This is a genomic window from Phytobacter sp. (assembly GCF_059074235.1).
Map to the genome: position 1 here is coordinate 1,439,489 of NZ_JCACPZ010000004.1, position 25,095 is coordinate 1,464,583.

Consider the following 25,095-nt stretch of genomic DNA (forward strand, 5'->3'; position numbering starts at 1 on the left):
GAAGGCCGCACTCACGTAAACACACTCAGGAATACTTTTTCGTCCGCCGCGTCGGTGCCGTATTCGCAGGATCATCAGGCCAGACATGCTTGGGATATCGCCCCTTCATCTCCTTTTGCACCTCCCGATACGCCCCCTGCCAAAACGCCGCTAAATCGCGGGTTATTTGCAGCGGCCTCTGCGCCGGAGACAATAGCTCAAGCACCAGCGCAATCCGCCCTTGCGCAATAGCTGGCGTAGTCGCCTCACCAAACATCTCCTGCATGCGGACTGCCAGTGCCGGAGGATTATCTTCATGATATCGAATGGCAAGGCGGCTTCCCGTGGGCACAGTGTAATGCGCCGGGAGTTCACTATCCAGCCGTTGACGCAAAGGCCAGGGAAGCCAGGACTGTAATGCGTGCTGAAGATCCAGCGCCTTCAGGGCACGCAGCGAATGCACGCCATTCATCTGCGGCAGTAACCAGTTCTCAAGTTCTGCCAGTAGCGAGGCATCATCCACCGCCGGCCATTCTGCTTCAGGCAACCACTTTGCAGCACAATGTAACCGCAAACGCAGCTGGACGGCCTCAGGCGTCCAGTTCAGCACATCAAGGCCCTTCTCGCGAATGCCGTTGAGCATCGCCTGATGCAGTTCCGCTTCTGACGGCTTCGCCAGCGGCTGAACGTTAACCGTGAGCTGACCTATCTGGCTGCGGCGAAACGCTTTTAACGTCCCCAGCGCATCATCCCATTCTACAGTATCGGATTGTCGCAAAATCGCCGGGCACGCCGCTACCAGTGCATCAATATCCAGCGGCAGCGCCAGTAAAATACGCGCATCCGGTGACTGACTGCCTTGTAGCAACAACGGGGCAAGCAGCCATTCATGGCGATTTAATGCATCATCGGCATCAAGCATCGCCCCCATGCCGTTTGCCAGTTGATAGCGTCCGTCCTGTCCACGCCGCCGTGCAATGCGATCGGCAAAGGCGCGGGCCAGCAGTGGCGCCAGTAAATCACTGTCCGGCTCACTGTCGCCACTTTTCAGGCGGCGAGCCAACTGCCGGGCGCGCTGTTGCCACTGCGGCTGATTGCGGGCAAAGGCGGCTCCAAGATCGGCATTGCCCCCACGCGGTGGTTCCTCAAGAATAGCCGCAAGCTTAGCCGCGGTGGCAATCTCATCCGCACTCTTCGCGCCTGCAAGCATTGCGGCAAGCCGGGGATCGTTGCCTGATACCGCCATTTTTTGCCCGAAGGCGGACAAACGCTCGCCGTCCAGTGCACCCAATTGGTTTAACAGTTTACGGGCGGCTGCAAGGTTCGTCGCAGGCGGCACATCGAGCCAGCTTAGCTGAGCAGGATCCTGGCATCCCCACTGTAACAACTCCATCAACAGACCGGATAAATCACTCTGGGTTATTTCCGCATCGCCCTGCGCCGCCGCCCGCTCCGCCTGCTCTTTACCAATCAGGTGCAAACAGATACCGGGTTCAAGGCGTCCGGCGCGGCCCGCACGCTGCGTCATGGAGGCCTGGCTTATGCGCTGGGTGACCAGCCTGGTTAGCCCGGTTCGCGGATCAAAACGCGCGACCCGCTCCTGCGCGCAGTCGACCACCAGACGGATCCCTTCAATGGTCAGGCTGGTTTCTGCAATATTGGTTGCCAGCACCACTTTGCGAAGCCCCGCCGGGGCAGGCAAAATCGCTTTACGCTGTTCAGTAAGCGGCAGTGCGCCATACAGCGGGCAGAGCAACACATCACGGCTCACCCGGCTGGCGAGTTGCTCCTGCACGCGCTGTATTTCGCTTACACCGGGCAAGAACAGCAGCAGGGAACCTGTTTCTGACCGCAGCAATTCCGCGGTCGCCGATGCGACAGCTTCATCAAAACGGGTGTGAGCGCTCAATGTCTGGTAACGGCGATCTACCGGGAACATACGGCCTTCTGAAACAATAAGCGGCGCGTCCGGCAGTAAGGTCTGCAAGCGAGTGTTATCCAGAGTCGCGGACATCACCAGTAGCTTGAGGTCGTCGCGCAGCCCTTGCTGCACATCCAGCAGCAGGGCAAGGGCCAAATCAGCCTGCAGGCTGCGCTCATGGAATTCATCGAGGATCACCAGCCCCACACCGCTCAGTTCTGGATCCTGTTGGATCATGCGGGTAAGAATCCCTTCCGTCACCACTTCAAGCCGGGTCTGGGGCCCTACGCAGGTTTGTGCCCGCATACGGTAGCCCACCGTTTCGCCAGGTTGTTCACCCAACTGTTCTGCCAGGCGCTGCGCGACATTACGTGCCGCCAGTCTTCGCGGTTCAAGCAGTAAAATACGCCCCTGGCCTTCCCTCTGCTGCAAAAGCTGTAACGGCAGCCAGGTGGATTTCCCTGCCCCAGTGGGCGCAATAAGCAGCACCTGCGGCGCATGGTGTAAGGCGTTTAAAAGATCGGGCAGTACGGCGGCAACCGGCAAAGAGGACACGCAAGGCTCCAGAGAGATGACAATGAGTAAAGCAGTGGTCGCAATTGTACATGAACTCTGCGCCTTTGCAGTGTCCTGGAATTTGCGGGTTGCCGCCCGGCGCTGTAGCATCCCTGCACACATTTACGGAGAGCCCGCTATGCCCGAATCGAAAAGGCTGTTTTTTGCCCTCGAATTGCCTGATGAAACCCGTCAGGACGTCGTGCGCTGGCGAGCAGAGCACCTGGCGCAGGATGCGGGCAGGCCTGTCGCCGCCGCCAACCTGCATCTGACGCTAGCCTTTCTCGGCGAGGTCAGTGCTGAAAAGCAAAAAGCGCTGGAAGCCATGGCCGGGCGCATCACACAACCTGGCTTTACGCTACGGCTGGATGATGCCGGACAGTGGCTGCGATCCCGCGTCGTCTGGCTTGGGTGTCGTCAGTCTCCCCGAGGACTGATTCAGTTGGCCGATATGCTGCGCGCGCAAGCATCCCGCAGTGGCTGCTACCAGAGCCCAACGCCTTTTCACCCTCATATCACGTTGTTGCGTGATACCAGCCACGCCGTCGCGCTGCCTCCACCGGGCTTTAGCTGGTCGGTTCCGGTGACCGAGTTTGTACTGTACGAATCACACTTTACCGGTGGTCGCCTGCGCTATACCCCGTTAAACCGTTGGACGCTGAAAACCTGACAAGGATCCTTTATGGAGTTTTCCCCTGCCCTGAAACCCGCCACGCTTATCCAGCGCTATAAACGTTTTCTCGCTGATATCGTTACGCCAGAAGGTGAAACCTTAACAATTCATTGCCCAAATACCGGTGCAATGACCGGTTGTGCGACGCCTGGTGACACCGTCTGGTATTCGACATCAGAAAATACTAAACGCAAATATCCGCACACTTGGGAATTAACTCAAACGCAACTCGGTGAATTTATTTGTGTTAATACGCTCAGAGCAAATAGCCTGACCAAAGAGGCGATACTGGAAAATACCCTGCCCGAGCTTGCCGGGTATAGCACGCTGAAAAGCGAAGTAAAATATGGTTCAGAGGCCAGCAGAATTGATTTCCTGTTACAGGCAGATGACCGCCGCAACTGCTATATTGAAGTGAAATCAGTAACGCTCGCCGAACAAAAGAACGGTTTTTTCCCGGATGCAGTAACTTTGCGTGGTCAGAAGCACCTGCGCGAATTGATGGGCGTAGCGGCTAATGGCGATCGTGCCGTTATCCTCTTTGCTGTACTGCATTCAGCCGTTGAACATTTTTCTCCAGCGCGCCATATTGATGAGCAATACGCACGATTGTTAAATGACGCACAACGTCAGGGCGTAGAAATACTGGCTTATAAAGCGGAACTTTCTGCTAATAATATGACTCTGAGATTGCCGCTGCCTTACACTTTATGAAGGCGGTCAATGATTAAGATGTGTTCTGGTCGCGTGCGCAAATACGCTTTTCCTCACAGGCTTGTCAAGTGTTACGTTTAGATATTTGCCATCCGGAAAAGCATCTGCTATTTATAGCGGCCTGATTTTCCCCCGAACACGGGGATCGATAGTGCGTGTTAAGGAGAAGCAACATGCAAGAAGGGCAAAACCGTAAAACATCGTCCCTGAGTATTCTCGCCATCGCTGGGGTGGAGCCGTATCAAGAGAAACCGGGCGAAGAGTATATGAACGAAGCCCAGCTGGCGCACTTCAGGCGTATTCTTGAAGCGTGGCGTAATCAACTTAGGGATGAAGTCGATCGCACCGTCACCCACATGCAGGATGAAGCGGCAAACTTCCCGGATCCAGTCGATCGCGCGGCCCAGGAAGAAGAGTTTAGCCTCGAACTGCGTAACCGTGACCGCGAGCGTAAACTGATTAAAAAGATCGAAAAAACGCTGAAAAAAGTGGAAGACGAAGATTTCGGCTTCTGCGAATCGTGCGGTGTAGAGATCGGTATTCGTCGCCTGGAAGCGCGTCCAACTGCTGACCTGTGCATCGACTGTAAAACATTGGCTGAAATCCGCGAAAAACAGATGGCGGGTTAAGTTTTCTCCTGACCAACAGCCGGTCAACTCTCTGACGGCGCAGTGCTGATATCAGCCTGCGCCATCAATTCAGGCTGTGCTATAGTCGGGAAAATTTTTTCCCGTATTGGTCCTTTTGCCTGTCAATATGTCAGAACCTCACTATATCGGGCGCTTCGCGCCATCACCCTCCGGTGAACTCCATTTTGGTTCCCTTATTGCCGCACTCGGCAGCTATCTTCAGGCTCGCGCCAGAAACGGCACCTGGCGAGTACGCATCGAAGATATCGATCCCCCACGCGAAGTTCCGGGCGCTGCAGATACCATCCTGAATCAGTTAGAAAACTATGGCCTTCACTGGGACGGCGACGTGCTCTGGCAATCGCAACGCCACGATGCGTACCGCGAGGCACTTGCCTGGCTTAGGGCACAAGACCTGAGCTACTACTGCACCTGCACCCGCGCGCGCATTCAAAGCACCGGCGGCTTCTACGACGGACATTGCCGCACGCTGAATAATGGCCCGGACAATGCCGCCGTCCGCATTCGCCAGCATCATCCGGTGGCTCATTTTCATGACAAACTGCGCGGCGACATTCATGTTGATGAAAATCTGGCCCGTGAAGACTTCATTATCCATCGTCGTGATGGCCTGTTTGCCTATAACCTGGCCGTCGTGGTGGATGACCATTTCCAGGGGGTGACTGAGATTGTGCGCGGCGCGGATTTAATCGACCCTACGGTCAGGCAAATTTCGCTGTATCAACAATTTGGCTGGCAACCACCGGACTACATTCATCTGCCGCTGGCGTTAAATGCGCAGGGGGATAAACTCTCCAAGCAAAACCACGCGCCCGCCTTGCCGAGCGGCGATCCACGCCCCATAATAATCAGGGCTTTACAATTCTTAAACCAGAACGCAACAAACGAATGGCAGGACCTCAGCCTTGACGACTTACTGTCACTGGCAGTGGCAAACTGGACACTTTCCAGCGTGCCTGATGCAGTGGATGTGAATACGTCATTCTCAAACGCTTCGCGCTGAGCTATGATTAGCCGCTATTTTTTTGTCCCGACGTTTGACACTACGAGGTGCACTATTTTTACCCGAGTCGCTAATTTTTGCCGCAAGGTGCTAAGCCGCGAAGAAAGCATGGTCGCTGAGGCAATAGAACAACCTCAGATGACGGTTATTCCGCGTGAGCAGCACGCTATTTCCCGCAAAGATATCAGTGAAAACGCGCTCAAAGTGCTCTATCGGCTGAACAAAGCGGGTTACGACGCCTACCTTGTGGGTGGCGGCGTGCGTGACTTATTGCTGGGCAAAAAACCAAAAGATTTTGACGTGACCACCAGCGCCACACCGGATCAGGTACGTAAACTGTTCCGCAATTGCCGCCTTGTCGGTCGCCGTTTCCGTCTGGCCCACGTGATGTTTGGCCCGGAAATCATTGAAGTCGCCACCTTCCGTGGTCACCATGAAGATACCGAAGCCGATCGTGCCACCTCTCAGCGTGGGCAAAACGGTATGCTGCTGCGTGACAACATCTTCGGGTCCATTGAAGAAGATGCTCAGCGCCGCGACTTCACCATCAACAGCCTTTATTACAGCGTTGCCGATTTTACCGTTCGCGATTATGTCGGCGGTATGCGCGACCTGGAAGATGGCGTGATTCGCCTGATTGGCAACCCGGAAACCCGTTATCGGGAAGATCCGGTACGCATGCTCCGTGCCGTGCGTTTTGCCGCAAAACTGGGTATGAGCATCAGCGCAGAAACAGCCGAACCTATTCCGCGGCTGGCCACTCTGATTAACGATGTGCCACCAGCTCGTCTGTTTGAAGAAGCGCTGAAGCTGCTGCAAGCCGGTTACGGTTTTGACACCTACATGCTGCTGCGCGAATACAATCTGTTCCAGCCTCTTTTCCCGACCCTCTGCCGCTACTTCACTGAAAACGGTGACAGTTCGATGGAGCGCATCATCGCTCAGGTTCTCAAGAATACCGATACCCGCATTCACAATGATATGCGCGTAAACCCGGCATTCCTGTTTGCCGCTATGTTCTGGTACCCGCTGCTGGAAACCGCCCAGCGCATCACTCAGGAGAGCGGGCTGGCCTATTACGATGCGTTCGCGCTGGCGATGAATGACGTGCTGGATGAAGCCTGCCGCACCCTGGCGATTCCGAAACGCATTACCTCGCTGGTGCGTGATATCTGGCAACTGCAGCTACGTATGTCCCGCCGCCAGGGCAAACGTGCCTGGAAGCTGATGGAGCATCCTAAATTCCGCGCCGCTTACGACCTGCTGGCCTTGCGTGCAGAGATCGAACGCAATGTTGAATTGCAGCGTCTGGTGAAATGGTGGGGTGAGTTCCAGGTTTCCGCACCACCGGATCAAAAAGAGATGCTCGACGACCTGGGTGATGAGCCTGCTGCGCGTCGTCGCCACCGCCGTCCGCGAAAACGCGCACCACGTCGTGAAGGCGCATAATACGTTTGATTTTCAGGCCTGCCACGTGCAGGCCTGATGCTTTAGAGAATCCGCCTCAGGAGCCGACATGTCACCGACGCTTTGCTACATCGCCATTGGCAGCAACCTTGCCTCCCCTCTGGAGCAGGTTAAGGCGGCAATTGCCGCTCTGGGTGAAATCCCCCACACCCGTGTAATTGCCGTTTCCTCACTTTACCGTACACCGCCGCTCGGCCCGCAGGATCAGCCTGATTACCTCAACGCCGTTGTCGCGCTGGAAACCACGCTTTCGCCAGAAATGTTGTTGGATAACACGCAACGCATTGAGCTACAGCAGGGTCGTGTACGTAAAGCAGAACGCTGGGGGCCGCGTACCCTGGATCTGGATATCATGCTGTTTGGTGACGACATCATTCAGACGCCGCGCCTGACAGTCCCACATTACGACATGCACAACCGCGGCTTTATGCTGTGGCCGCTCTTTGAGATCGCGCCCAACCTGCGCTTCCCGGATGGCACACTGCTTACTGACGCCCTCACACAATGCGGTGCAGACAAACCCGCCTTATGGTAAAACCCCTTTTCTGCCGATGCAGCTGTGATCCCTGTTGAACGATTGCCTAAAATCATTGTTCACCTGAATCAGACTGCTAGAATGCGCCAGGATTCGTTTTTAGCCATCAGGAAACGTTATGAAACCAACCACCCTCTCCTTGCTGCTTAAATGCAAACAGGAAAAAAAACGCTTCGCCACCATCACTGCCTATGACTACAGCTTTGCAAAGTTGTTTGCTGAAGAGGGCATCAACGTGATGCTGGTTGGCGACTCGTTAGGGATGACGGTACAAGGTCATGATTCCACCCTTCCCGTAACGGTAGACGATATCGCCTATCACACACGTGCCGTACGCCGTGGCGCCCCCTACTGCCTGCTGCTGGCTGACCTGCCTTTTATGGCGTATGCCACACCAGAACAGGCCTTTGAAAACTCGGCGGCGGTAATGCGCGCCGGGGCCAATATGGTCAAAATCGAAGGCGGTCGCTGGCTGAGCGACACGGTGAAAATGCTCACCGAGCGTGCCGTACCAGTATGCGGGCACCTCGGCTTGACCCCGCAGTCCGTCAATATCTTCGGTGGCTACAAAGTTCAGGGTCGTGGCGAGGATGCCGCACAAACGCTGTTGGATGATGCGTTGGCGCTGGAAGCCGCAGGGGCTCAGCTACTGGTACTGGAATGCGTGCCGGTCGAACTGGCAAAACGCATCACTGATGCGCTGACAATTCCGGTTATCGGCATTGGTGCCGGCAATGTGACCGACGGTCAGATTCTGGTGATGCATGATGCCTTCGGCATCACCGGGGGTCATATCCCCAAATTTGCCAAAAACTTCCTCACCGACACTGGCGATATGCGCGCTGCCGTGCGCCAGTATGTGACCGACGTTGAGTCCGGGGTATATCCGGGCGAAGAACACAGTTTCCATTAAGGAGTACCGTTGTGTTGATTATCGAAACGCTGCCGCTGCTGCGTCAGCATATCCGCCGTCTTCGTCAGGAAGGTAAACGCATTGCACTGGTGCCAACCATGGGTAACCTGCACGACGGGCATATGACGCTGGTTGATGAAGCCAAAGCCCGTGCAGACGTCGTGGTCGTCAGTATTTTCGTCAACCCAATGCAGTTCGATCGTGCAGACGATCTGGCGCGCTACCCGCGTACGCTGCAGGAAGATTGCGAAAAGCTGAACAAACGCAAAGTAGATTTCGTTTTTGCGCCGGCTCCGACAGACATTTACCCTGCTGGCACGGATACGCAGACGTTTGTCGATGTGCCAGGCATTTCTACCATGCTCGAAGGGGCCAGCCGTCCGGGTCATTTCCGTGGCGTCTCCACCATCGTCAGTAAGCTGTTCAACCTCGTGCAGCCAGACATCGCCTGCTTTGGGCAAAAAGATTATCAGCAGTTGCAACTCATCAGCAAAATGGTTGCCGACATGGGCTACGATATCGAAATTGTCGGCGTCCCCACCGTGCGCGCCAAAGACGGTCTGGCACTGAGCTCCCGCAATGGCTATCTCACCGCAGATCAACGCAAAATTGCCCCAGGTTTAAGCAAAACCATGAATGCTATGGCAGCCAAACTGCACGCAGGCGATCGTAATCTCGACGAAATCATTGCGCTGGCAGAGCAGGAACTTAATGACGGCGGTTTCCGTGCAGACGATATTCAGATTCGCGATGCGGACACGCTGCTGGCGTTAACCGGAAGCAGTAAACGTGCGGTCATTCTGATGGCGGCATGGCTCGGCCAGGCGCGTTTGATCGACAACATTGTGGTTGATTTGGCGCAGTAGACTTTGGTGAAAAATCGGGCAATACTCCAGCTCTGACATGCCCCACGCCATATACAGCGAGGGGAAAATGCAAGGGTGAATCGCAGGGAGCCGCCCTTTCTTTAGCGTTAATTATCAGTAACAAAGGTTCAATTTATGATTCGCACTATGCTGCAAGGCAAGCTCCACCGCGTCAAAGTGACTCAGGCCGACCTGCACTATGAAGGTTCCTGCGCGATTGACCAGGATTTCCTTGAGGCGGCTGGTATTCTGGAATACGAAGCCATCGATATTTACAACGTGACCAACGGTAAGCGTTTCTCCACTTACGCCATTGCCGGTGAACGTGGCTCACGCATTATTTCGGTCAACGGCGCGGCAGCACACTGTGCCGATGTCGGTGACATTCTGATCATCGCAACCTATGTCACCATGCCCGATGAGCAGGCACGTAGCTGGCAGCCCAAAGTGGCCTATTTTGATGGTGACAATGAGATGAAACGCACCGCAAAAGCCGTACCGGTGCAGGTGGCGTAAGCCATCCGAGAGTAATGCATCGCTGCCCCAATCAGGGGTAGAAGGCAAATAAGATAGCCTTCTACCCCTGATTTTAGCCCTGAGGCTGGTTACTGATAAGCCTCGACATATCTTCCAGCGAATCAGTTCTTAATATATAGAGCCGCTTGAGCAGCATCGGGTTATCTCCCGGTTTAACCTTTCCTCGTACCGTCGTCACTGCCATGTGAAAACCCGCGTCCCCTGCCGCCTGCACCGCTTTGTCGTTATAGCCGCCAAAAGGATAGGAGAGGAACCAGACGTGGGTGTTGAACTGAGACAGTGCCCGACGTGAATGTTTGAAATCCATCAGGATGTTTTCATAGCTGCGGCTAAGCAGAATGGGGTGATTCGCATCATCTACCCGGTGTAAAAAGTGGGTGTGTGACTGGAAGTCGAACACGTTGGCTATCTGGTTTAATTCCTGGATGCTCATAAACTGCAGAAATTTCGGGTCCCACGGCTGTGGTCGCAGTTTGATGCGGGATGAAATAATAAAAGCGGTCGCTTTGAAACCGTACTCACGCAGCACCGGCCAGGCATAACGACTGACTGATTTCAGGCCATCATCAAAGGTGATCACAATCGAACGCGCGGGTAAATTCATGCGGTTGCGCACATACCCTTCCAGTTGATACATGCTCAATGTGGTGTAACCCTGGTCACGCAGCCAGGTCATCTGGTTGGTAAAGGCGCGCACCGACGTGGTGGTTGAGGTGTGGCGAAAACGCGTATTCTCTTCATCATGCAGGATATGGTGATAAGTCAGCACCGGAATGCCGTTATCTTCCTGCGCATCCAGGCTGCTTATCCACGCCAGACGGTCGCCAATGCGAATCTGAAACCAGGTCTGGTTCAGTCTGTCTTTGAGCTTACTGATGATGGGATAGCGCAGATTAGAGGCGAGCACCCCGAAAGGTTCGCTTTTTAGATCCGCCGCGTTATACATCGGCGTGTCCTGCCAGGTAATCAGATTCTGATTGCTGAGTGGCTTCTTAAGGTCACCCAGACTGTCTTCCACCCGCTCATTGCCACGTAATGTGCCAAGGTGGCCTTTATCAATCCAGGCTTTACCAAAACCAAAGCGGAATGCGTAATAGTCTTCAACGCCTGGCTCCACGGCAATAATCTGCCCGGCGCGGACATTGCCGACGGTCACAACGTTGTTACCAATTTGCCCCCAGATATCCGCGTCTTCGGTCACCTGCATATAGCGAGCGGGTTCGGGATTATCACTGACCAGACGCGCCGAAGCGGCACAGGAAAAAAACAGCAGGAAAATGATGAGTAAACGAGGCATCAGACCAACCGGATGGTAAAAAACTGGCGGTATTGTAACAAAAGCCTGGTGAATACCAATGACTATTTTTCGTACAAATCATGCAATAAAATAAAGGGAGGATTCTTCTGCTGCTGATGCCACAGGCTGCTCACTGTCGGCCCGCCTACGGACACAATTTCATTGCGAAAGCCACTGCTGTTGAGCTTTTCACGCATGGGATACATAGCCAGTAATAATGAACTATCGACGCCGGATATCACTTCACAATTGTCGTGCTTATGGCTTAAAAGCGCCGCGGCCCGGTAAGGTGGAGCGCCGGTAATATCAGTGAGAAAGACCACTCCGTCGCCGGTATCTGTCTCATGCAACGCGTCGCACATCATGCGGCTGAGCATATTGGTACTCAACCCACGATGAAAGTTAACCGCCCGACATTGCACCAGTGGCGCAAACTGTTCTTCCAGACTGTTCAGCAGTTCCTGTGCGCGCTCATCATGACAGGCAATGACCCATCCCAGCATACGTATCTCCTTAGCAGACTTGCAGTTTAGCTAAGTGACCATCCGACGTCGGTGACAGATATCATAGAATGGTGGAGCTGAAATGCCCGGCGAACATCGCCCGCCGGGTAGAGAGGATTAGCTGCGCAGGCCACGTCCGCGCTGGATTAAGTACCAGCACAAACCATAAAACACGACAATGAAGACCGCCAGTACCGCCACGGTAGTAAACAGTGGCACATCGGTAATTCCGAGGAAACCAAAGCGGAAACCACTGATCATATATACGATGGGGTTAAGGTGTGACAGCGTCTGCCAGATAGGCGGCAGCAGCGTCAGGGAGTAGAACACCCCACCGAGGTAAGTCAGCGGCGTCAGCACAAAGGTCGGGATCAAGCTGATATCGTCAAAAGTGGTCGCAAACACAGCATTCAGCAACCCTGCCAGCGAGAACAGTACCGCGGTTAACAGCAGCGTTAAGCCAACAAACACCCATGAATGCACCTGGAACGGCACGAAAAACAGCGACACGGCGGTCACCAGAATACCGACGCAAATCCCACGCGCGACACCGCCGCCGACGTAGCCAATGATGATGACATGGGTCGGTACCGGGGCAACCAGCAATTCTTCAATATTGCGTTGGAATTTAGCACTGAAGAATGACGAAGCCACGTTGGCGTAAGCGTTGGTGATCACCGCCATCATGATCAGCCCTGGCACGATGAACTGCATGTAGGTAAAGCCGTGCATTTCACCGATTCGTGAACCAATCAGGTTACCGAAGATGATGAAGTAGAGCGTCATGGTGATGACAGGCGGTACCAGGGTCTGGATCCAGATACGCATAAAACGCTGGATCTCTTTGTACCAGATACTTTTCAGCGCGACCCAAAAAAGCTGCATCATGCGCGATCTCCTTTTTTATCGTGAACCAGCGAGACAAACAGCTCTTCCAGACGGTTCGCTTTGTTACGCATACTCAATACCTGAATCCCCTGCGCGCTTAACTGACTGAACACACTATTAATGCCCTGCTCACGCAGCACTTCCACTTCAAGCGTTGAGGTGTCCACCAGTCGGTAGTCATAGCCTTCGAGTTTCGGCAGCGGACTCTTCGCCGCCAGATCGAGAATGAAGGTTTCCGATTTCAGCTTCGCCAGTAGCGATTTCATCGAGGTGTTTTCCACCAGTTCACCGCTCTGAATAATGCCGATGTTACGGCACAGCATCTCAGCCTCTTCCAGATAGTGAGTGGTGAGAATGATGGTGGTGCCTCTGTCATTGAGATCTTTAAGGAATCCCCACATCGAACGACGCAGTTCGATATCCACACCTGCCGTTGGCTCATCAAGAATGAGCAGCTTCGGCTCGTGCATCAGGGCGCGGGCAATCATCAGGCGACGCTTCATACCACCGGATAACATCCTGGCACGTTCGCCGCGTTTTTCCCACAGATCGAGCTGCTTCAGGTATTTTTCGCTACGTTCTACCGCTTCTTTGCGTTCAACACCGTAGTAGCCCGCCTGGTTCACCACGATTTGCTGAACGGTCTCAAACGGGTTGAAGTTGAACTCCTGCGGAACAAGCCCGAGCTGGCGTTTGGCGTTCACGACATCTTTTTCAAGGTCGTAACCAAAGACGCTGACCCGCCCCGACGTTTTATTTACCAGCGAACTGATAATGCCAATGGTGGTGGATTTCCCCGCACCGTTAGGTCCCAGAAGGGCATAGAAATCACCGGCTTCGACTTTAAGATCAATACCGCGCAGCGCCTGGACGCCACCCGGATAGGTTTTTTTAAGCTGCTCAAGCTCCAGTGCAATGGTCATGAATTTTCACTTACCTTTTTTCTTACACTCGAATGTGTGGTTTAAAAAAAAATGGAGTTGACCTATATTAGCGCAACGCACTTCTTTAGTTACAGGTCGTTAACTTCCATGAAAGACATAGATACACTCATCAGCAACAATGCACTATGGTCAAAAATGCTGGTGGAAGAGGATCCTGGATTCTTTGAAACGCTGGCGCAGGCACAAAAGCCGCGCTTTCTATGGATTGGATGTTCTGACAGTCGCGTTCCTGCCGAGCGTCTCACTGGTTTAGAGCCAGGTGAACTTTTTGTACACCGAAATGTTGCAAACCTGGTCATTCACACCGACCTTAACTGCCTTTCCGTTGTTCAGTACGCGGTAGACGTACTGGAAGTCGAACATATCATCATCTGCGGCCACTACGGTTGTGGTGGTGTGCAGGCGGCAGTAGAAAACCCGGAGCTGGGGCTGATTGATAACTGGCTGCTGCACATCCGTGATATCTGGTTCAAACACAGTTCGTTGCTGGGCGAGATGCCGCAGGAACGCCGCCTGGATACCCTTTGCGAGCTTAACGTGATGGAGCAGGTCTATAACCTGGGTCACTCCACGATTATGCAATCCGCCTGGAAACGCGGTCAGAAAGTGACGATTCACGGTTGGGCTTACGGTATTCATGATGGCCTGCTGCGTAACCTGGATGTCACCGCGACAAACCGCGAAACGCTGGAACAGCGCTATCGCCAGGGTGTGTCTAACCTCAGCAAGAAACACGTCAATCATAAGTAATGCTGTGCAAGCCGGTGTTTAGCCGGCCTGAAAAATGAAGCCGGGTAAATCCCGGCTTTTTTGTGCTTACTCGTCCAGCATGACCACTTTGCCCACGTACGGCAGGTGGCGGTAACGCTGGGCATAGTCAATGCCATAGCCGACAACGAATTCGTCAGGAATCGAGAAGCCAACAAACTCCACGTTCACCTGCACTTCGCGGCGATCGGGCTTATCAAGCAGCGTGCAGATGGCGAGGGATTTCGGCTCACGCAGGCTCAGAATTTCACGCACTTTAGAGAGCGTATTGCCGGAGTCGATGATGTCTTCGACGATCAAAACATCTTTACCACGAATGTCTTCATCCAAGTCTTTCAGGATTTTCACATCGCGAGTCGTGGACATGCCGCTACCATAGCTGGAGGCGGTCATAAAATCGACTTCATGAGGAACCTGCACCTCACGACACAAGTCCGCCATAAACATGAATGAACCACGCAGCAGGCCCACCAGCACCATTTCACTGCCGCTGTCTTTGTAATGTTCGGTGATTTGACGACCCAGTTCCGCGATACGCGCTTTGATCTCCGCTTCCGGGATCATCACTTCAACAGTATGTTTCATTTTAACTAACCATCTGATTTAAAAACAAATCATTCAATAACGGTAACAGAGTTTCGGTTATTGAAGCGCAAGGCGAGCAGTATACCAGCAAACGCATTTCTGATGCTTAACTGTCGATAAAGCTCATTTTGTGATGACGATCACACTTGTTAAATCCTATAATTAATTGCTACTAAAAAATTAACAAATTTAATGGTGTCTTTTTATGGCAGAAACAAAATCGCAACAGTCGGGGATCCTCGTGACCCTGACTGCACTGTTCGCTGCGTTTTGCGGACTGTATTTACTCATCGGCGGTGTCTGGCTGGTGTCCATTGGTGGATCCTGGTACTACCCTGTCGCTGGGGTGGTGATGCTGGGCGTGACCGCTCTGCTCTGGCGGCGCAAGCAGTCAGCACTATGGCTTTATGCCGCACTGCTGCTGGCCACCATGATCTGGGGCGTGTGGGAAGTCGGCTTTGACTTCTGGGCGCTGACTCCGCGCAGTGACATCCTGGTCTTCTTCGGCATCTGGCTGATTCTGCCATTTGTCTGGCGTCGACTGTCTGTTCCATCAGGTGGCGCGGTTGCCGCATTGGTGGTGGCGCTGTTAATTAGCGGTGGCATTCTGACCTGGGCCGGATTTAACGATCCGCAGGAAGTCAAAGGCACCCTGAGCGCCGACTCTTCGCCTGCGGCGGCTATCTCTCAGGTCGCTGACGGTGACTGGCCCGCCTATGGCCGTAACCAGGAAGGTCAGCGCTACTCGCCGCTCAAGCAGATTAACGCCGATAACGTCAAAAATCTGAAGGAAGCCTGGGTGTTCCGCACCGGCGACCTGAAGTTGCCGACCGATCCGGGCGAACTGACCAACGAAGTAACGCCAATCAAAGTGGGCGACATGCTCTATCTGTGTACCGCTCACCAGCGCTTGTTTGCACTGGATGCGTCGACCGGTAAAGAGAAGTGGCACTTTGACCCGCAGTTAAATGCTAACCAGTCCTTCCAGCATGTCACCTGCCGTGGTGTCTCTTACCATGAAGCCCGTGCTGACAACGCCAGCCCGGACGTCGTGGCTGACTGCCCGCGCCGCATCATGCTGCCGGTCAACGATGGTCGCCTGTTTGCCATCAACGCTGACAACGGTAAGCTGTGCGAGACCTTTGGCAACAAAGGTATTTTGAATCTGCAGACCAATATGCCGGATACCACGCCGGGTCTGTATGAGCCCACCTCTCCGCCAATCATCACTGACAAGGTGATTGTGATTGCCGGTTCAGTAACCGATAACTTCTCCACCCGCGAAACCTCCGGCGTTATCCGTGGTTTTGACGTCAACACCGGTAAACTGCTGTGGGCCTTCGACCCGGGCGCGAAAGATCCAAACGCTATCCCGACCGACGAGCACACCTTTACCTTTAACTCGCCTAACTCCTGGGCACCGGCTGCGTATGATGCGAAGCTGGATCTGGTCTATCTGCCAATGGGTGTGACCACGCCGGATATCTGGGGTGGCAACCGTACGCCGGAGCAGGAACGTTATGCCAGCTCCATCGTTGCGCTGAACGCCACCACCGGTAAGCTTGCCTGGAGCTACCAGACCGTTCACCACGATCTGTGGGATATGGATATGCCGTCCCAGCCTACGCTGGCAGACATCACCGTTAACGGCAAAACCGTGCCGGTGATTTACGCTCCTGCGAAGACCGGTAACATCTTCGTGCTGGATCGTACTAACGGCAAGCTGGTCGTTCCGGCACCGGAAAAACCGGTTCCTCAGGGTGCAGCCAAAGGCGATTACGTCACCAAAACCCAGCCGTTCTCTGATCTCAGCTTCCGTCCGAAGAAAGATCTGAGCGGTGCGGATATGTGGGGCGCCACCATGTTCGACCAACTGGTGTGCCGCGTAATGTTCCATCAGTTGCGCTATGAAGGCATTTTCACGCCGCCATCAGAGCAGGGTACGCTGGTCTTCCCAGGTAACCTGGGGATGTTCGAGTGGGGCGGGATCTCCGTTGACCCGAACCGTCAGGTGGCGATTGCTAACCCAATGGCCCTGCCGTTTGTTTCGAAACTGATTCCACGCGGTCCGGGTAACCCGATGGAGCAGCCGAAAGACGCCAAAGGCAGCGGTACCGAAGCCGGTATTCAGCCGCAGTACGGCGTGCCGTATGGCGTGACGCTGAACCCGTTCCTGTCACCGTTTGGCCTGCCGTGTAAACAGCCTGCATGGGGTTACATCTCCGCGATGGATCTGAAAACCAACCAGGTTGTGTGGAAGAAACGTATTGGTACGCCGCAGGACAGCATGCCGTTCCCGATGCCCGTTCCGGTGCCGTTCAATATGGGTATGCCAATGCTGGGTGGCCCGATCTCCACCGCCGGTAACGTGCTGTTTATTGCCGCAACCGCAGATAACTACCTGCGTGCGTACAATATGAGCAACGGTGAGAAACTGTGGCAAGGTCGTCTGCCAGCCGGTGGACAGGCCACGCCAATGACCTATGAAGCGAAGGGCAAGCAGTACGTTGTCATCTCCGCAGGCGGTCACGGTTCGTTTGGTACGAAGATGGGTGACTATATCGTTGCCTACGCGCTGCCGGACGAGAAGTAAGGTAAAAGTAAAAAGGCAACGTAAGTTGCCTTTTTTAGTGTTTTCTCCCTCTCCCTCGGGGAGAGGGAGAGGACCGGGGTGAGGGCATCAGGCCTCACCCATTTTAAACAGTAAACCCCAACATCATTCCCGTATCTTCATGCTCAAGCAGATGGCAGTGCGCCATATAGGCAAACTCCTGCGGCGCATGATGATTAAACTTCACCAGCACTTCGCTTCGCGCTCCGTCCACACTCACCATATCTTTCCAGCCGGAACGATGCGCGGCAGGCGGTTTTCCGTTCTCCGATAAAATACGGAACTGCGTGCCATGAATGTGGAACGGGTGCAGCATCATGTCCCCCTCCCCCGAAATGACCCAGCGCTCCCAGGTGCCTTGCTCTGCGGCAAATGCCGGGGTTTCCATATCAAAGGCTTTGCCGTTAACCCGGTTGCCGTTGTGGAAATCGAATCCGCTATCACCGTGGTTCATCTGCCCATGATTCATCTGACCGTGGTTCATTTGTCCATGATTCATTTGCCCGTGGTGCATGCCCATACCGCCCATTGCCGCATCACCGTATTTCTGCTGCAGCGCCTGCATGCCCATCATGTCGAGCATCGGGTCCATAGAGAGTTGCAGCGTACGCTGAGTAATACCATCAAGCCCCGGCAACGCAGGTAGAGTTGCCAGTGTGTCAGGCATCGTTGCAGATGCTGTTACCATCAGCGGCTGAATACGCAGCACGGGGTGCGGTTTATCGAAAGGCGCAACGGCCATGCCCATTTGGGTGACAGGCAAGGTTACAATGTCAAAAGCCTCACGATCGCGGTTCTCCACCAGCACCTCGAAACGCTCACCGGGCAATATCGCCAGTTCAGTGACTTTGACCGGCTCGCCAAGCAACCCGCCGTCGCTGGCAATCACATACAACGGCCGATTATCACTCACTGCAATGTTCATCGAGCGCGCGTTACAGCCATTAAGCAGGCGCAGGCGTAACCAGCCACGCGGTGCCGCATGTTGGGGGTAGACAGCACCGTTAGTCAGCAGCGTGTCACCAAACCAGCCCACTGCAGCACTCATGACATCCAGCTGATAATCAATCTGTCCGTCAGCCGTGAATTTTTTGTCCTGCATGACGACAGGAATGTCGTCAATGCCCCACTGCTGCGGCAAACGCAATGTCTGACTGTAATCATCTTCAATCAGTACCAACCCTGCGAGGCCCATCGCCACCTGACGTCCTGTCTTGCCATGCTGATGGGGATGAAACCAGCAGGTCGCCGCGGGCTGATTAGGGGTAAAACTGACCGTACGACTTGCGCCCGGTTTAATCACACCCTGCGGTCCGCCGTCCACCTCACCGGGGATTTCAAGCCCATGCCAGTGGAGCGTTGTCTCTTCAACAAGTGAGTTAATAATCGACACATTCACGGTTTTCCCACGTCGCAGCTTCAGCGCAGGCCCCAACAGATTGCCGTTATAGCCCCAGGTTGCCGCCTGCTTACCCGCAAAGGTCGACTTGCCTGCCTGAACGCTAAGCTGAATGTTGTTTTGCGCATCGGGCGCTAACAGCGTGGGAATGGGAAGCACTGGTCTGTCCGCCGCCAGCACCGCACGACTCCACAGCGGCAGCACACTGGCTGCCCCCAATGCGGCTGAATATTTCAAAAACTCACGACGTTGCATCTCTATTTCCTTATTCTCTGCAGGCGATGTTTTGAGCATAAACCCTCCCCCTGGCGGAAGGTCAAGCAAAGAGGTTATTCCGGACGATAATAAATATCGTCGCCTCGTCTGCAGTATGCTAACGTTTAATTTCCGTTTTGCCCTGGTAGAAAAGATGAAGACGTTTTTCAGAACAGTTGTGCTTGCCAGCCTGTTGGCTGTCTCCGCGAATAGCTACGCCCTTAATGAATCCGAAGCGGAAGATATGGCCGATCTTACGGCAGTATTTGTCTTTCTGAAAAACGATTGCGGCTACAATAACCTGCCTAATGGTCAAATTCGCCGCGCGCTGGTCTTTTTCGCGCAACAGAACCAGTGGGACCTCGCCAACTACGATACATGGGACATGAAATCCCTGGGCGAAGAGAGCTATCGCGATCTGAGTGGTATCAAAATTCCTACCGCGAAAAAGTGCAAAGCGCTGGCCCGTGACTCGCTGAGCCTGCTCGCTTACGTGAAGTAATCCCTCTCCCTGGTTTACGCTCTGGCCGTGCAACGACGGTCAGAGTTAGCTATGATGTTGCGCTTTGTTTGAGCAGATGTTAACAAAGGAGCAACCGATGGCCGATTCCCCCCTGTGGCATGAAACGCTGCACGACCAGTTTGGACAATACTTTGCTGTAGACCAGGTGCTATATCACGAGAAAACAGAGCACCAGGATCTCATCATCTTCGAAAACGCCGCGTTTGGTCGCGTCATGGCGCTGGATGGCGTGGTGCAAACCACCGAACGCGATGAATTCATCTATCACGAAATGATGACCCACGTCCCGCTGCTGGCCCACGGCCATGCGAAACACGTGCTGATCATCGGCGGTGGCGACGGTGCCATGCTGCGTGAAGTCACCCGGCATAAACATATCGCCTCCATTACCATGGTGGAGATCGATGCGGGCGTAGTCTCCTTCTGCCGCCAGTATCTGCCAAAACACAATGCCGGTGCTTACGACGATCCGCGCTTCCAGCTCGTCATCGACGACGGCGTGAATTTCGTCACTCGCACGACACAAACCTTTGATGTGATCATTTCTGATTGCACCGATCCGGTTGGCCCTGGCGAAAGCCTGTTTACCTCCGCATTTTATGAAGGCTGCAAACGCTGTCTCAATCCGGGGGGAATTTTTGTGGCGCAAAATGGCGTCTGTTTCCTGCAACAGGACGAAGCGCTGGACAGCCATCGTAAGCTGGGCAACTACTTCGCTGACGTGAGCTTTTACCAGGCCGCGATCCCCACCTACTACGGTGGCATCATGACCTTTGCCTGGGCGACGGATAACGAAGCACTGCGCCATCTCTCCACCGAAATTATTCAGGCACGGTTCCACACTGCGGGTTTGACCTGCCGTTACTACACGCCGGCTGTGCACACCGCGGCTTTTGCCTTGCCTCAGTACCTGCAAGATGCGCTTGCGTCATCGTCGTCTTAGGGAGAAGAGAAGAAATTGAAAAAACTGAAACTGCATGGCTTTAACAACCTGACCAAAAGTCTGAGTTTTTGTATTTACGATATCTGTTACGCCAAAACCGACGCCGAGCGTGATGGCTACATTGCCTATATCGACGAACTGTACAATGCCAATCGCCTGACGGAGATCCTGACCGAGACCTGCAATATTATTGGCGCCAATATTCTGAATATCGCCCGTCAGGATTATGAACCTCAGGGGGCAAGCGTGACCATTCTGGTCAGCGAAGAGCCTGTCGATCCAAAGCTTATTGATAATACTGAACATCCTGGTCCACTGCCGGAAGCCGTCGTGGCCCACCTCGATAAAAGCCACATTTGCGTGCATACCTATCCGGAGAGTCACCCTGAAGGGGGCTTGTGTACCTTCCGGGCAGATATTGAAGTCTCGACCTGCGGAGTGATTTCACCTTTAAACGCCCTGAACTACCTGATTCATCAGCTTGAATCGGATATCGTCACGGTCGATTACCGTGTGCGCGGGTTTACGCGTGATGTGAATGGCATGAAGCATTTCATCGATCATGAAATCAATTCGATTCAAAACTTTATGTCTGATGATATGAAGTCGCTGTATGACATGGTGGATGTGAACGTTTACCAGGAGAACATCTTCCATACCAAGATGTTACTCAAAGCGTTCGATTTGAAGCATTACATGTTTAATACCCGCCCGGAAGACCTTACTGCGCAGGAACGAAAAGAGATCACCGAAGCATTGTGGAAAGAGATGCGGGAGATTTACTACGGTCGCAATATTCCCGCCGTGTAACGTCCCCTGGCGCAAGGATGCGCCTGACTGTCAGCCAGAGCGCATCGCTCATTCCAGTACATTTCGCGCGTGAAGCGGTGTTCAGCGTGTTGTTTGGTCATGGAACCACTCCACGTCTACATTGGCGATATCTACACCGTAGAGGCTGGCGACGGCCAGCAGTGACTCCATCACGCGCCGACTATTATGTTCCGCATCATCGCGCTGTTCGCGCGGGGTGTTTCGCAAAAAATAACGAGAAATAAACGCTTTCATGGTCATCTCCGTGAAGTGTCCGGAAGACCATAAAAGCCTAATTAAGCGTCAAAAGGAAATGCGAAAAACGTCTGACGTTTTTCATTCCTCGCATGACGGACGGCAACGAGCACTAACAAACCTCGTTGCCTGACGGTACAGACTAACGCTGACTCAGGAATTTCCGGTAGGCTGCCACAACCTGGAGAAAATCTTCCACGCCGCATAGCGAGAAACTCTCTTCGTCGTAATAGCTCATTCCCTCTTCCATTTCATCACCCGAAATTTCAAGCTGATTGGCGCGAACCATGACTTCTTCGCCATCCAGCCACAGAGTGTATTCATGCCCGGTGCGTTGCCAGGAGCGCTCACTGCCCTTAACGGTTTTCGCCGCCTGTTCCACTTCATCCAGCAGGGCCAGGTTCTCTTTCACTTCTTCATTGAACCAGTGCCCAACTACCTCGTGGCCCATCGACATGCGGACTTTTACCCCACCGGTAATATCACGCAAAAATTCATAATCCATAATCTCTTCCTCATGCAGGCTTAGCGTCAGCCCATGTCTTAATTATCGCAGCACAACGGAAGAAAAAAAGCGTGGCGGTGGGAAGGATGCAATAAAAAAGCGGAGAAGGCTCTCCGCTTTTAGCTTGGGTGCGCTCTGATGCCCTCACCCTGGCACTGAACGGTCCCCTCGCCCCTTTGGGGAGAGGGTTAGGGTGAGGGGAACCCGCTTACACCGCCGTCTGGAAAATAACGCCGTCGGCTTTCTCGGTGTACTGGTTCAACTGGTCAAAGTTCAGATAACGGTAGGTATCCACCGCCGTCTTATCAACCTGAGCAATGAAGGTCTGGTACTCTTCCGGCGTCGGCAGTTTGCCGAGCAGAGAAGCCACCGCCGCCAACTCCGCAGACGCCAGATAGACGTTTGCACCGGTACCTAAACGGTTCGGGAAGTTACGGGTCGAAGTGGAAACCACCGTCGCACCGTCCGCCACACGCGCCTGGTTACCCATACACAGGGAGCAACCCGGGATTTCAATACGCGCACCGCTCTTACCAAACACGCTGTAGTACCCTTCTTCGGTCAACTGGGCCGCATCCATACGCGTTGGCGGCGCAACCCACAAGCGGGTCGGCAGCTGGCCTTTATGGGCATCCAGCAGTTTACCTGCCGCACGGAAGTGACCGATGTTGGTCATGCAGGAACCGATGAACACCTCATCGATCTGCGCACCCTGAACATCAGACAGAAGACGAGCATCGTCCGGATCGTTCGGTGCACACAGAATCGGCTCTTTGATTTCGGCAAGATCGATGTCGATCACCGCAGCGTATTCTGCATCTGCATCGGCTTCGAGCAGTTGTGGATCCGCCAGCCATTTTTCCATGCCCTGAACGCGACGTTCCAGCGTACGACGATCGCCGTAACCTTCTGCGATCATCCATTTGAGCAGGACAATGTTGGAGCTCAGGTATTCGATGATCGGATCTTTGCTCAGCTTGATCGTACAGCCTGCAGCAGAACGCTCAGCGGATGCATCGGTCAGCTCAAAGGCCTGTTCGACTTTCAGATCCGGCAGACCTTCGATTTCGAGGATACGGCCAGAGAAGATGTTTTTCTTGCCTTTCTTCTCAACGGTCAGCAGGCCCTGTTTGATAGCGTACAGCGGGATAGCATGCACGAGATCACGCAGAGTGATACCCGGCTGCATTTCGCCTTTGAAACGCACCAGAACAGATTCCGGCATGTCCAGCGGCATCACGCCGGTCGCAGCAGCAAAGGCCACCAGACCAGAGCCCGCCGGGAAGGAGATACCGATCGGGAAACGGGTATGGGAGTCACCACCGGTACCGACGGTATCCGGCAGCAGCATGCGGTTGAGCCAGGAGTGGATAACACCATCGCCCGGACGCAGTGAAACACCGCCACGGTTCATGATGAAATCTGGCAGCGTATGGTGCGTGGTCACGTCAACCGGCTTCGGATAAGCCGCCGTGTGGCAGAAGGACTGCATCACGAGATCGGCAGAGAAGCCCAGGCACGCCAGGTCTTTCAGTTCATCACGGGTCATTGGACCGGTAGTGTCCTGAGAACCCACAGAGGCCATTTTCGGTTCGCAATAGGCACCCGGACGGATACCTGTCACGCCACATGCGCGACCAACCATTTTCTGCGCCAGTGAGTAGCCACGGCTGCTTTCAGCCACGTCTTTCGCCTGACGGAAGACATCGCTGTGCGGCAGACCCAGCGCTTCACGCGCTTTAGTGGTCAGCCCACGGCCGATGATCAGAGGAATACGGCCACCGGCACGCACTTCGTCGATCAGGACGTCAGTTTTCAGTTCGAAGGTCGCCAGCAGTGCGTTGGTGTCATGGTTGCGTACTTCGCCTTTGAACGGATAAACGTCAATGACGTCGCCCATATTCAGGTCGTTTACGTCCACTTCAATTGGCAGTGCGCCCGCATCTTCCATGGTGTTGAAGAAGATAGGCGCAATTTTGCCACCGAGGCAAAGACCGCCGCCGCGCTTGTTCGGCACATGAGGGATATCATCACCCATGAACCAAAGAACGGAGTTGGTTGCGGATTTACGGGAAGAACCAGTACCCACAACGTCGCCGACGTAGGCCAGCGGGAAACCTTTCTGTTGCAGAGCTTCGATCTGTTTGATCGGACCCACTGAACCCGGTTGATCCGGTTCAATGCCTTCGCGGGCGTTTTTCAGCATCGCCAGGGCATGCAGCGGGATATCCGGGCGGGACCAGGCATCCGGTGCCGGAGAGAGGTCGTCGGTGTTGGTTTCGCCGGTGACTTTGAAGACGGTAACGGTAATTTTATCAGCAAGCTGAGGGCGGCTCAGGAACCACTCGGCATCAGCCCAGGATTTCATTACCTGCTGCGCGTAAGCATTGCCCGCTTTGGCTTTTTCTTCTACGTCGTAGAAGTTATCGAACATCAGCAGGGTGTGGGAAAGCGCTTTAGCAGCAATAGGGGCCAGTTTGGCATCGTCCAGCGCATCAATCAGGGGATGGATGTTGTAACCACCCTGCATCGTACCCAGCAGTTCAACGGCTTTCTCAGCGCTGACCAGTGGAGAGGTCGCTTCACCTTTGGTGACGGCAGCAAGGAAACCCGCTTTGACATAGGCGGCTTCATCAACGCCCGGCGGGACACGGTTGGTTAAGAGGTCTAACAGGAAATCTTCTTCGCCAGCAGGCGGGTTCTTCAGCAGCTCAACGAGCGCTGCCATTTGGGTTGCATCTAATGGTTTTGGCGCAATCCCCTCAGCGGCACGTTCGGCTACGTGCTTACGGTATTCTACTAGCACGACGGTTCTCCTCGCTCTCATTGTCATAGTGCGGCAGGCGATTCTCTTCACGCTCCTGTGAGACAGCAGTTTGTAGGGTAAATCCGCGATACCGCGACGGCAGCATAGCAGGATTTACAGGGGGTGTTAATCTGTTTACAAAAAAGCAACATTAAAAATTGGCTGAATCGTTAAGGGCAGAATAAAGCAG

24 protein-coding genes are annotated in these 25,095 nt (G+C 54.1%); 14 read left to right on the top strand and 10 right to left on the bottom strand.

The features are described 5' to 3' along the window. Nucleotides 1-25: 25 nt before the first annotated feature. Nucleotides 26-2,455, bottom strand: coding sequence for an ATP-dependent helicase HrpB (gene hrpB / locus AC5JPW_RS10785; protein WP_494240177.1), 2,430 nt, complete (start codon nt 2,453-2,455; stop codon nt 26-28). Nucleotides 2,456-2,594: 139 nt separating this feature from the next. On the opposite strand from hrpB, the gene thpR reads away from it, so the two are divergent. The 9 genes from thpR (at nt 2,595) to panD (ending at nt 9,792) form a co-directional block, all read left to right on the top strand. Continuing rightward, on the top strand, nt 2,595-3,125 hold the full coding sequence (gene thpR / locus AC5JPW_RS10790; protein WP_494240178.1) for an RNA 2',3'-cyclic phosphodiesterase: 531 nt from the start codon (nt 2,595-2,597) through the stop codon (nt 3,123-3,125). Between the two features lie 12 nt (nt 3,126-3,137). After that, nucleotides 3,138-3,842 carry a DNA/RNA nuclease SfsA gene (gene sfsA, locus AC5JPW_RS10795; RefSeq protein ID WP_494240180.1) on the top strand — a complete coding sequence of 235 codons (705 nt, stop codon included), beginning with the start codon at nt 3,138-3,140 and terminating at the stop codon, nt 3,840-3,842. Between the two features lie 173 nt (nt 3,843-4,015). After that, on the top strand, nt 4,016-4,471 hold the full coding sequence (dksA, locus tag AC5JPW_RS10800; protein ID WP_002463986.1) for an RNA polymerase-binding protein DksA: 456 nt from the start codon (nt 4,016-4,018) through the stop codon (nt 4,469-4,471). Nucleotides 4,472-4,598: 127 nt separating this feature from the next. Further along, the gene (gene gluQRS / locus AC5JPW_RS10805) at nt 4,599-5,495 is read left to right on the top strand and encodes a tRNA glutamyl-Q(34) synthetase GluQRS (protein WP_494240181.1); all 897 of its coding nucleotides are present in this window, start codon (nt 4,599-4,601) and stop codon (nt 5,493-5,495) included. 54 nt (nt 5,496-5,549) lie between these two features. Beyond that, on the top strand, nt 5,550-6,944 hold the full coding sequence (gene pcnB, locus AC5JPW_RS10810; protein WP_494241201.1) for a polynucleotide adenylyltransferase PcnB: 1,395 nt from the start codon (nt 5,550-5,552) through the stop codon (nt 6,942-6,944). Between the two features lie 67 nt (nt 6,945-7,011). Beyond that, nucleotides 7,012-7,497 (top strand): 2-amino-4-hydroxy-6-hydroxymethyldihydropteridine diphosphokinase, encoded by a 486-nt coding sequence (gene folK, locus AC5JPW_RS10815; RefSeq protein ID WP_494240183.1) that lies wholly within the window; start codon nt 7,012-7,014, stop codon nt 7,495-7,497. Nucleotides 7,498-7,615: 118 nt separating this feature from the next. After that, entirely contained in the window at nt 7,616-8,410 is a 795-nt protein-coding gene (panB, locus tag AC5JPW_RS10820; RefSeq protein ID WP_494240184.1) for a 3-methyl-2-oxobutanoate hydroxymethyltransferase, read from the top strand. Nucleotides 8,411-8,421: 11 nt separating this feature from the next. Further along, the gene (gene panC / locus AC5JPW_RS10825; RefSeq protein WP_494240185.1) at nt 8,422-9,276 is read left to right on the top strand and encodes a pantoate--beta-alanine ligase; all 855 of its coding nucleotides are present in this window, start codon (nt 8,422-8,424) and stop codon (nt 9,274-9,276) included. Between the two features lie 135 nt (nt 9,277-9,411). Next, nucleotides 9,412-9,792: an aspartate 1-decarboxylase gene (gene panD / locus AC5JPW_RS10830; RefSeq protein ID WP_494240186.1), complete on the top strand. Its 381-nt coding sequence runs from the start codon at nt 9,412-9,414 to the stop codon at nt 9,790-9,792. A gap of 73 nt (nt 9,793-9,865) precedes the next feature. Here the strand turns inward: panD and AC5JPW_RS10835 are convergent, their stop codons facing one another. The 4 genes from AC5JPW_RS10835 to AC5JPW_RS10850 all read right to left on the bottom strand — a co-directional run bounded on the left by AC5JPW_RS10835 (nt 9,866) and on the right by AC5JPW_RS10850 (nt 13,424). Further along, the gene (locus AC5JPW_RS10835; protein WP_494240188.1) at nt 9,866-11,110 is read right to left on the bottom strand and encodes a polysaccharide deacetylase family protein; all 1,245 of its coding nucleotides are present in this window, start codon (nt 11,108-11,110) and stop codon (nt 9,866-9,868) included. Nucleotides 11,111-11,172: 62 nt separating this feature from the next. Next, complete coding sequence (locus AC5JPW_RS10840) at nt 11,173-11,613, bottom strand: PTS sugar transporter subunit IIA (protein ID WP_494240190.1); 441 nt, start codon at nt 11,611-11,613, stop codon at nt 11,173-11,175. 117 nt (nt 11,614-11,730) lie between these two features. After that, on the bottom strand, nt 11,731-12,501 hold the full coding sequence (locus tag AC5JPW_RS10845) for an ABC transporter permease (protein WP_494240191.1): 771 nt from the start codon (nt 12,499-12,501) through the stop codon (nt 11,731-11,733). Further along, on the bottom strand, nt 12,498-13,424 hold the full coding sequence (locus AC5JPW_RS10850) for an ABC transporter ATP-binding protein (RefSeq protein ID WP_494240192.1): 927 nt from the start codon (nt 13,422-13,424) through the stop codon (nt 12,498-12,500). The genes AC5JPW_RS10845 and AC5JPW_RS10850 overlap by 4 nt, the downstream gene beginning before the upstream one ends. A gap of 108 nt (nt 13,425-13,532) precedes the next feature. Between AC5JPW_RS10850 and can the strand changes: the two genes are divergently transcribed. Then, nucleotides 13,533-14,195 (top strand): carbonate dehydratase, encoded by a 663-nt coding sequence (gene can / locus AC5JPW_RS10855; protein ID WP_494240193.1) that lies wholly within the window; start codon nt 13,533-13,535, stop codon nt 14,193-14,195. Nucleotides 14,196-14,261: 66 nt separating this feature from the next. Here can and hpt read toward each other — a convergent pair whose 3' ends face one another. Then, nucleotides 14,262-14,798 (bottom strand): hypoxanthine phosphoribosyltransferase, encoded by a 537-nt coding sequence (hpt, locus tag AC5JPW_RS10860; protein ID WP_494240195.1) that lies wholly within the window; start codon nt 14,796-14,798, stop codon nt 14,262-14,264. 205 nt (nt 14,799-15,003) lie between these two features. Here hpt and AC5JPW_RS10865 point away from each other — a divergent pair, with 205 nt between their 5' ends. Continuing rightward, nucleotides 15,004-17,391, top strand: coding sequence for a glucose/quinate/shikimate family membrane-bound PQQ-dependent dehydrogenase (locus tag AC5JPW_RS10865; RefSeq protein ID WP_494240197.1), 2,388 nt, complete (start codon nt 15,004-15,006; stop codon nt 17,389-17,391). Nucleotides 17,392-17,494: 103 nt separating this feature from the next. On the opposite strand, the gene cueO is transcribed toward AC5JPW_RS10865, so the two are convergent. Next, nucleotides 17,495-19,063 (bottom strand): multicopper oxidase CueO, encoded by a 1,569-nt coding sequence (gene cueO / locus AC5JPW_RS10870; RefSeq protein ID WP_494240198.1) that lies wholly within the window; start codon nt 19,061-19,063, stop codon nt 17,495-17,497. Between the two features lie 154 nt (nt 19,064-19,217). Here cueO and AC5JPW_RS10875 point away from each other — a divergent pair, with 154 nt between their 5' ends. The 3 genes from AC5JPW_RS10875 (at nt 19,218) to speD (ending at nt 21,339) form a co-directional block, all read left to right on the top strand. Next, the gene (locus AC5JPW_RS10875; protein ID WP_494240199.1) at nt 19,218-19,565 is read left to right on the top strand and encodes a YacC family pilotin-like protein; all 348 of its coding nucleotides are present in this window, start codon (nt 19,218-19,220) and stop codon (nt 19,563-19,565) included. Between the two features lie 97 nt (nt 19,566-19,662). Next, nucleotides 19,663-20,529: a polyamine aminopropyltransferase gene (gene speE / locus AC5JPW_RS10880; RefSeq protein ID WP_494240201.1), complete on the top strand. Its 867-nt coding sequence runs from the start codon at nt 19,663-19,665 to the stop codon at nt 20,527-20,529. Between the two features lie 15 nt (nt 20,530-20,544). Then, complete coding sequence (speD, locus tag AC5JPW_RS10885; protein ID WP_494240202.1) at nt 20,545-21,339, top strand: adenosylmethionine decarboxylase; 795 nt, start codon at nt 20,545-20,547, stop codon at nt 21,337-21,339. An 81-nt stretch (nt 21,340-21,420) separates the two neighbouring features. On the opposite strand, the gene AC5JPW_RS10890 is transcribed toward speD, so the two are convergent. The 3 genes from AC5JPW_RS10890 to acnB all read right to left on the bottom strand — a co-directional run bounded on the left by AC5JPW_RS10890 (nt 21,421) and on the right by acnB (nt 24,905). Then, nucleotides 21,421-21,600: a hypothetical protein gene (locus AC5JPW_RS10890; RefSeq protein ID WP_494240204.1), complete on the bottom strand. Its 180-nt coding sequence runs from the start codon at nt 21,598-21,600 to the stop codon at nt 21,421-21,423. 136 nt (nt 21,601-21,736) lie between these two features. Further along, complete coding sequence (yacL, locus tag AC5JPW_RS10895) at nt 21,737-22,099, bottom strand: protein YacL (RefSeq protein ID WP_494240205.1); 363 nt, start codon at nt 22,097-22,099, stop codon at nt 21,737-21,739. A 208-nt stretch (nt 22,100-22,307) separates the two neighbouring features. Then, complete coding sequence (gene acnB / locus AC5JPW_RS10900) at nt 22,308-24,905, bottom strand: bifunctional aconitate hydratase 2/2-methylisocitrate dehydratase (protein ID WP_494240206.1); 2,598 nt, start codon at nt 24,903-24,905, stop codon at nt 22,308-22,310. Nucleotides 24,906-25,095 lie beyond the last annotated feature (190 nt).

Coding starts and splice junctions, on each gene's coding strand:
- can (WP_494240193.1), top strand. CDS start 13,533: ATGAAAGACATAGATACACTCATCAGCAACAATGCACTATGGTCAAAA.
- yacL (WP_494240205.1), bottom strand. CDS start 22,099: ATGGATTATGAATTTTTGCGTGATATTACCGGTGGGGTAAAAGTCCGC.
- folK (WP_494240183.1), top strand. CDS start 7,012: ATGTCACCGACGCTTTGCTACATCGCCATTGGCAGCAACCTTGCCTCC.
- AC5JPW_RS10875 (WP_494240199.1), top strand. CDS start 19,218: ATGAAGACGTTTTTCAGAACAGTTGTGCTTGCCAGCCTGTTGGCTGTC.
- AC5JPW_RS10835 (WP_494240188.1), bottom strand. CDS start 11,110: ATGCCTCGTTTACTCATCATTTTCCTGCTGTTTTTTTCCTGTGCCGCT.
- thpR (WP_494240178.1), top strand. CDS start 2,595: ATGCCCGAATCGAAAAGGCTGTTTTTTGCCCTCGAATTGCCTGATGAA.
- panD (WP_494240186.1), top strand. CDS start 9,412: ATGATTCGCACTATGCTGCAAGGCAAGCTCCACCGCGTCAAAGTGACT.
- dksA (WP_002463986.1), top strand. CDS start 4,016: ATGCAAGAAGGGCAAAACCGTAAAACATCGTCCCTGAGTATTCTCGCC.
- speE (WP_494240201.1), top strand. CDS start 19,663: ATGGCCGATTCCCCCCTGTGGCATGAAACGCTGCACGACCAGTTTGGA.
- AC5JPW_RS10840 (WP_494240190.1), bottom strand. CDS start 11,613: ATGCTGGGATGGGTCATTGCCTGTCATGATGAGCGCGCACAGGAACTG.
- sfsA (WP_494240180.1), top strand. CDS start 3,138: ATGGAGTTTTCCCCTGCCCTGAAACCCGCCACGCTTATCCAGCGCTAT.
- AC5JPW_RS10845 (WP_494240191.1), bottom strand. CDS start 12,501: ATGATGCAGCTTTTTTGGGTCGCGCTGAAAAGTATCTGGTACAAAGAG.
- panB (WP_494240184.1), top strand. CDS start 7,616: ATGAAACCAACCACCCTCTCCTTGCTGCTTAAATGCAAACAGGAAAAA.
- AC5JPW_RS10850 (WP_494240192.1), bottom strand. CDS start 13,424: ATGACCATTGCACTGGAGCTTGAGCAGCTTAAAAAAACCTATCCGGGT.
- cueO (WP_494240198.1), bottom strand. CDS start 19,063: ATGCAACGTCGTGAGTTTTTGAAATATTCAGCCGCATTGGGGGCAGCC.
- hpt (WP_494240195.1), bottom strand. CDS start 14,798: ATGAAACATACTGTTGAAGTGATGATCCCGGAAGCGGAGATCAAAGCG.
- AC5JPW_RS10890 (WP_494240204.1), bottom strand. CDS start 21,600: ATGACCATGAAAGCGTTTATTTCTCGTTATTTTTTGCGAAACACCCCG.
- AC5JPW_RS10865 (WP_494240197.1), top strand. CDS start 15,004: ATGGCAGAAACAAAATCGCAACAGTCGGGGATCCTCGTGACCCTGACT.
- gluQRS (WP_494240181.1), top strand. CDS start 4,599: ATGTCAGAACCTCACTATATCGGGCGCTTCGCGCCATCACCCTCCGGT.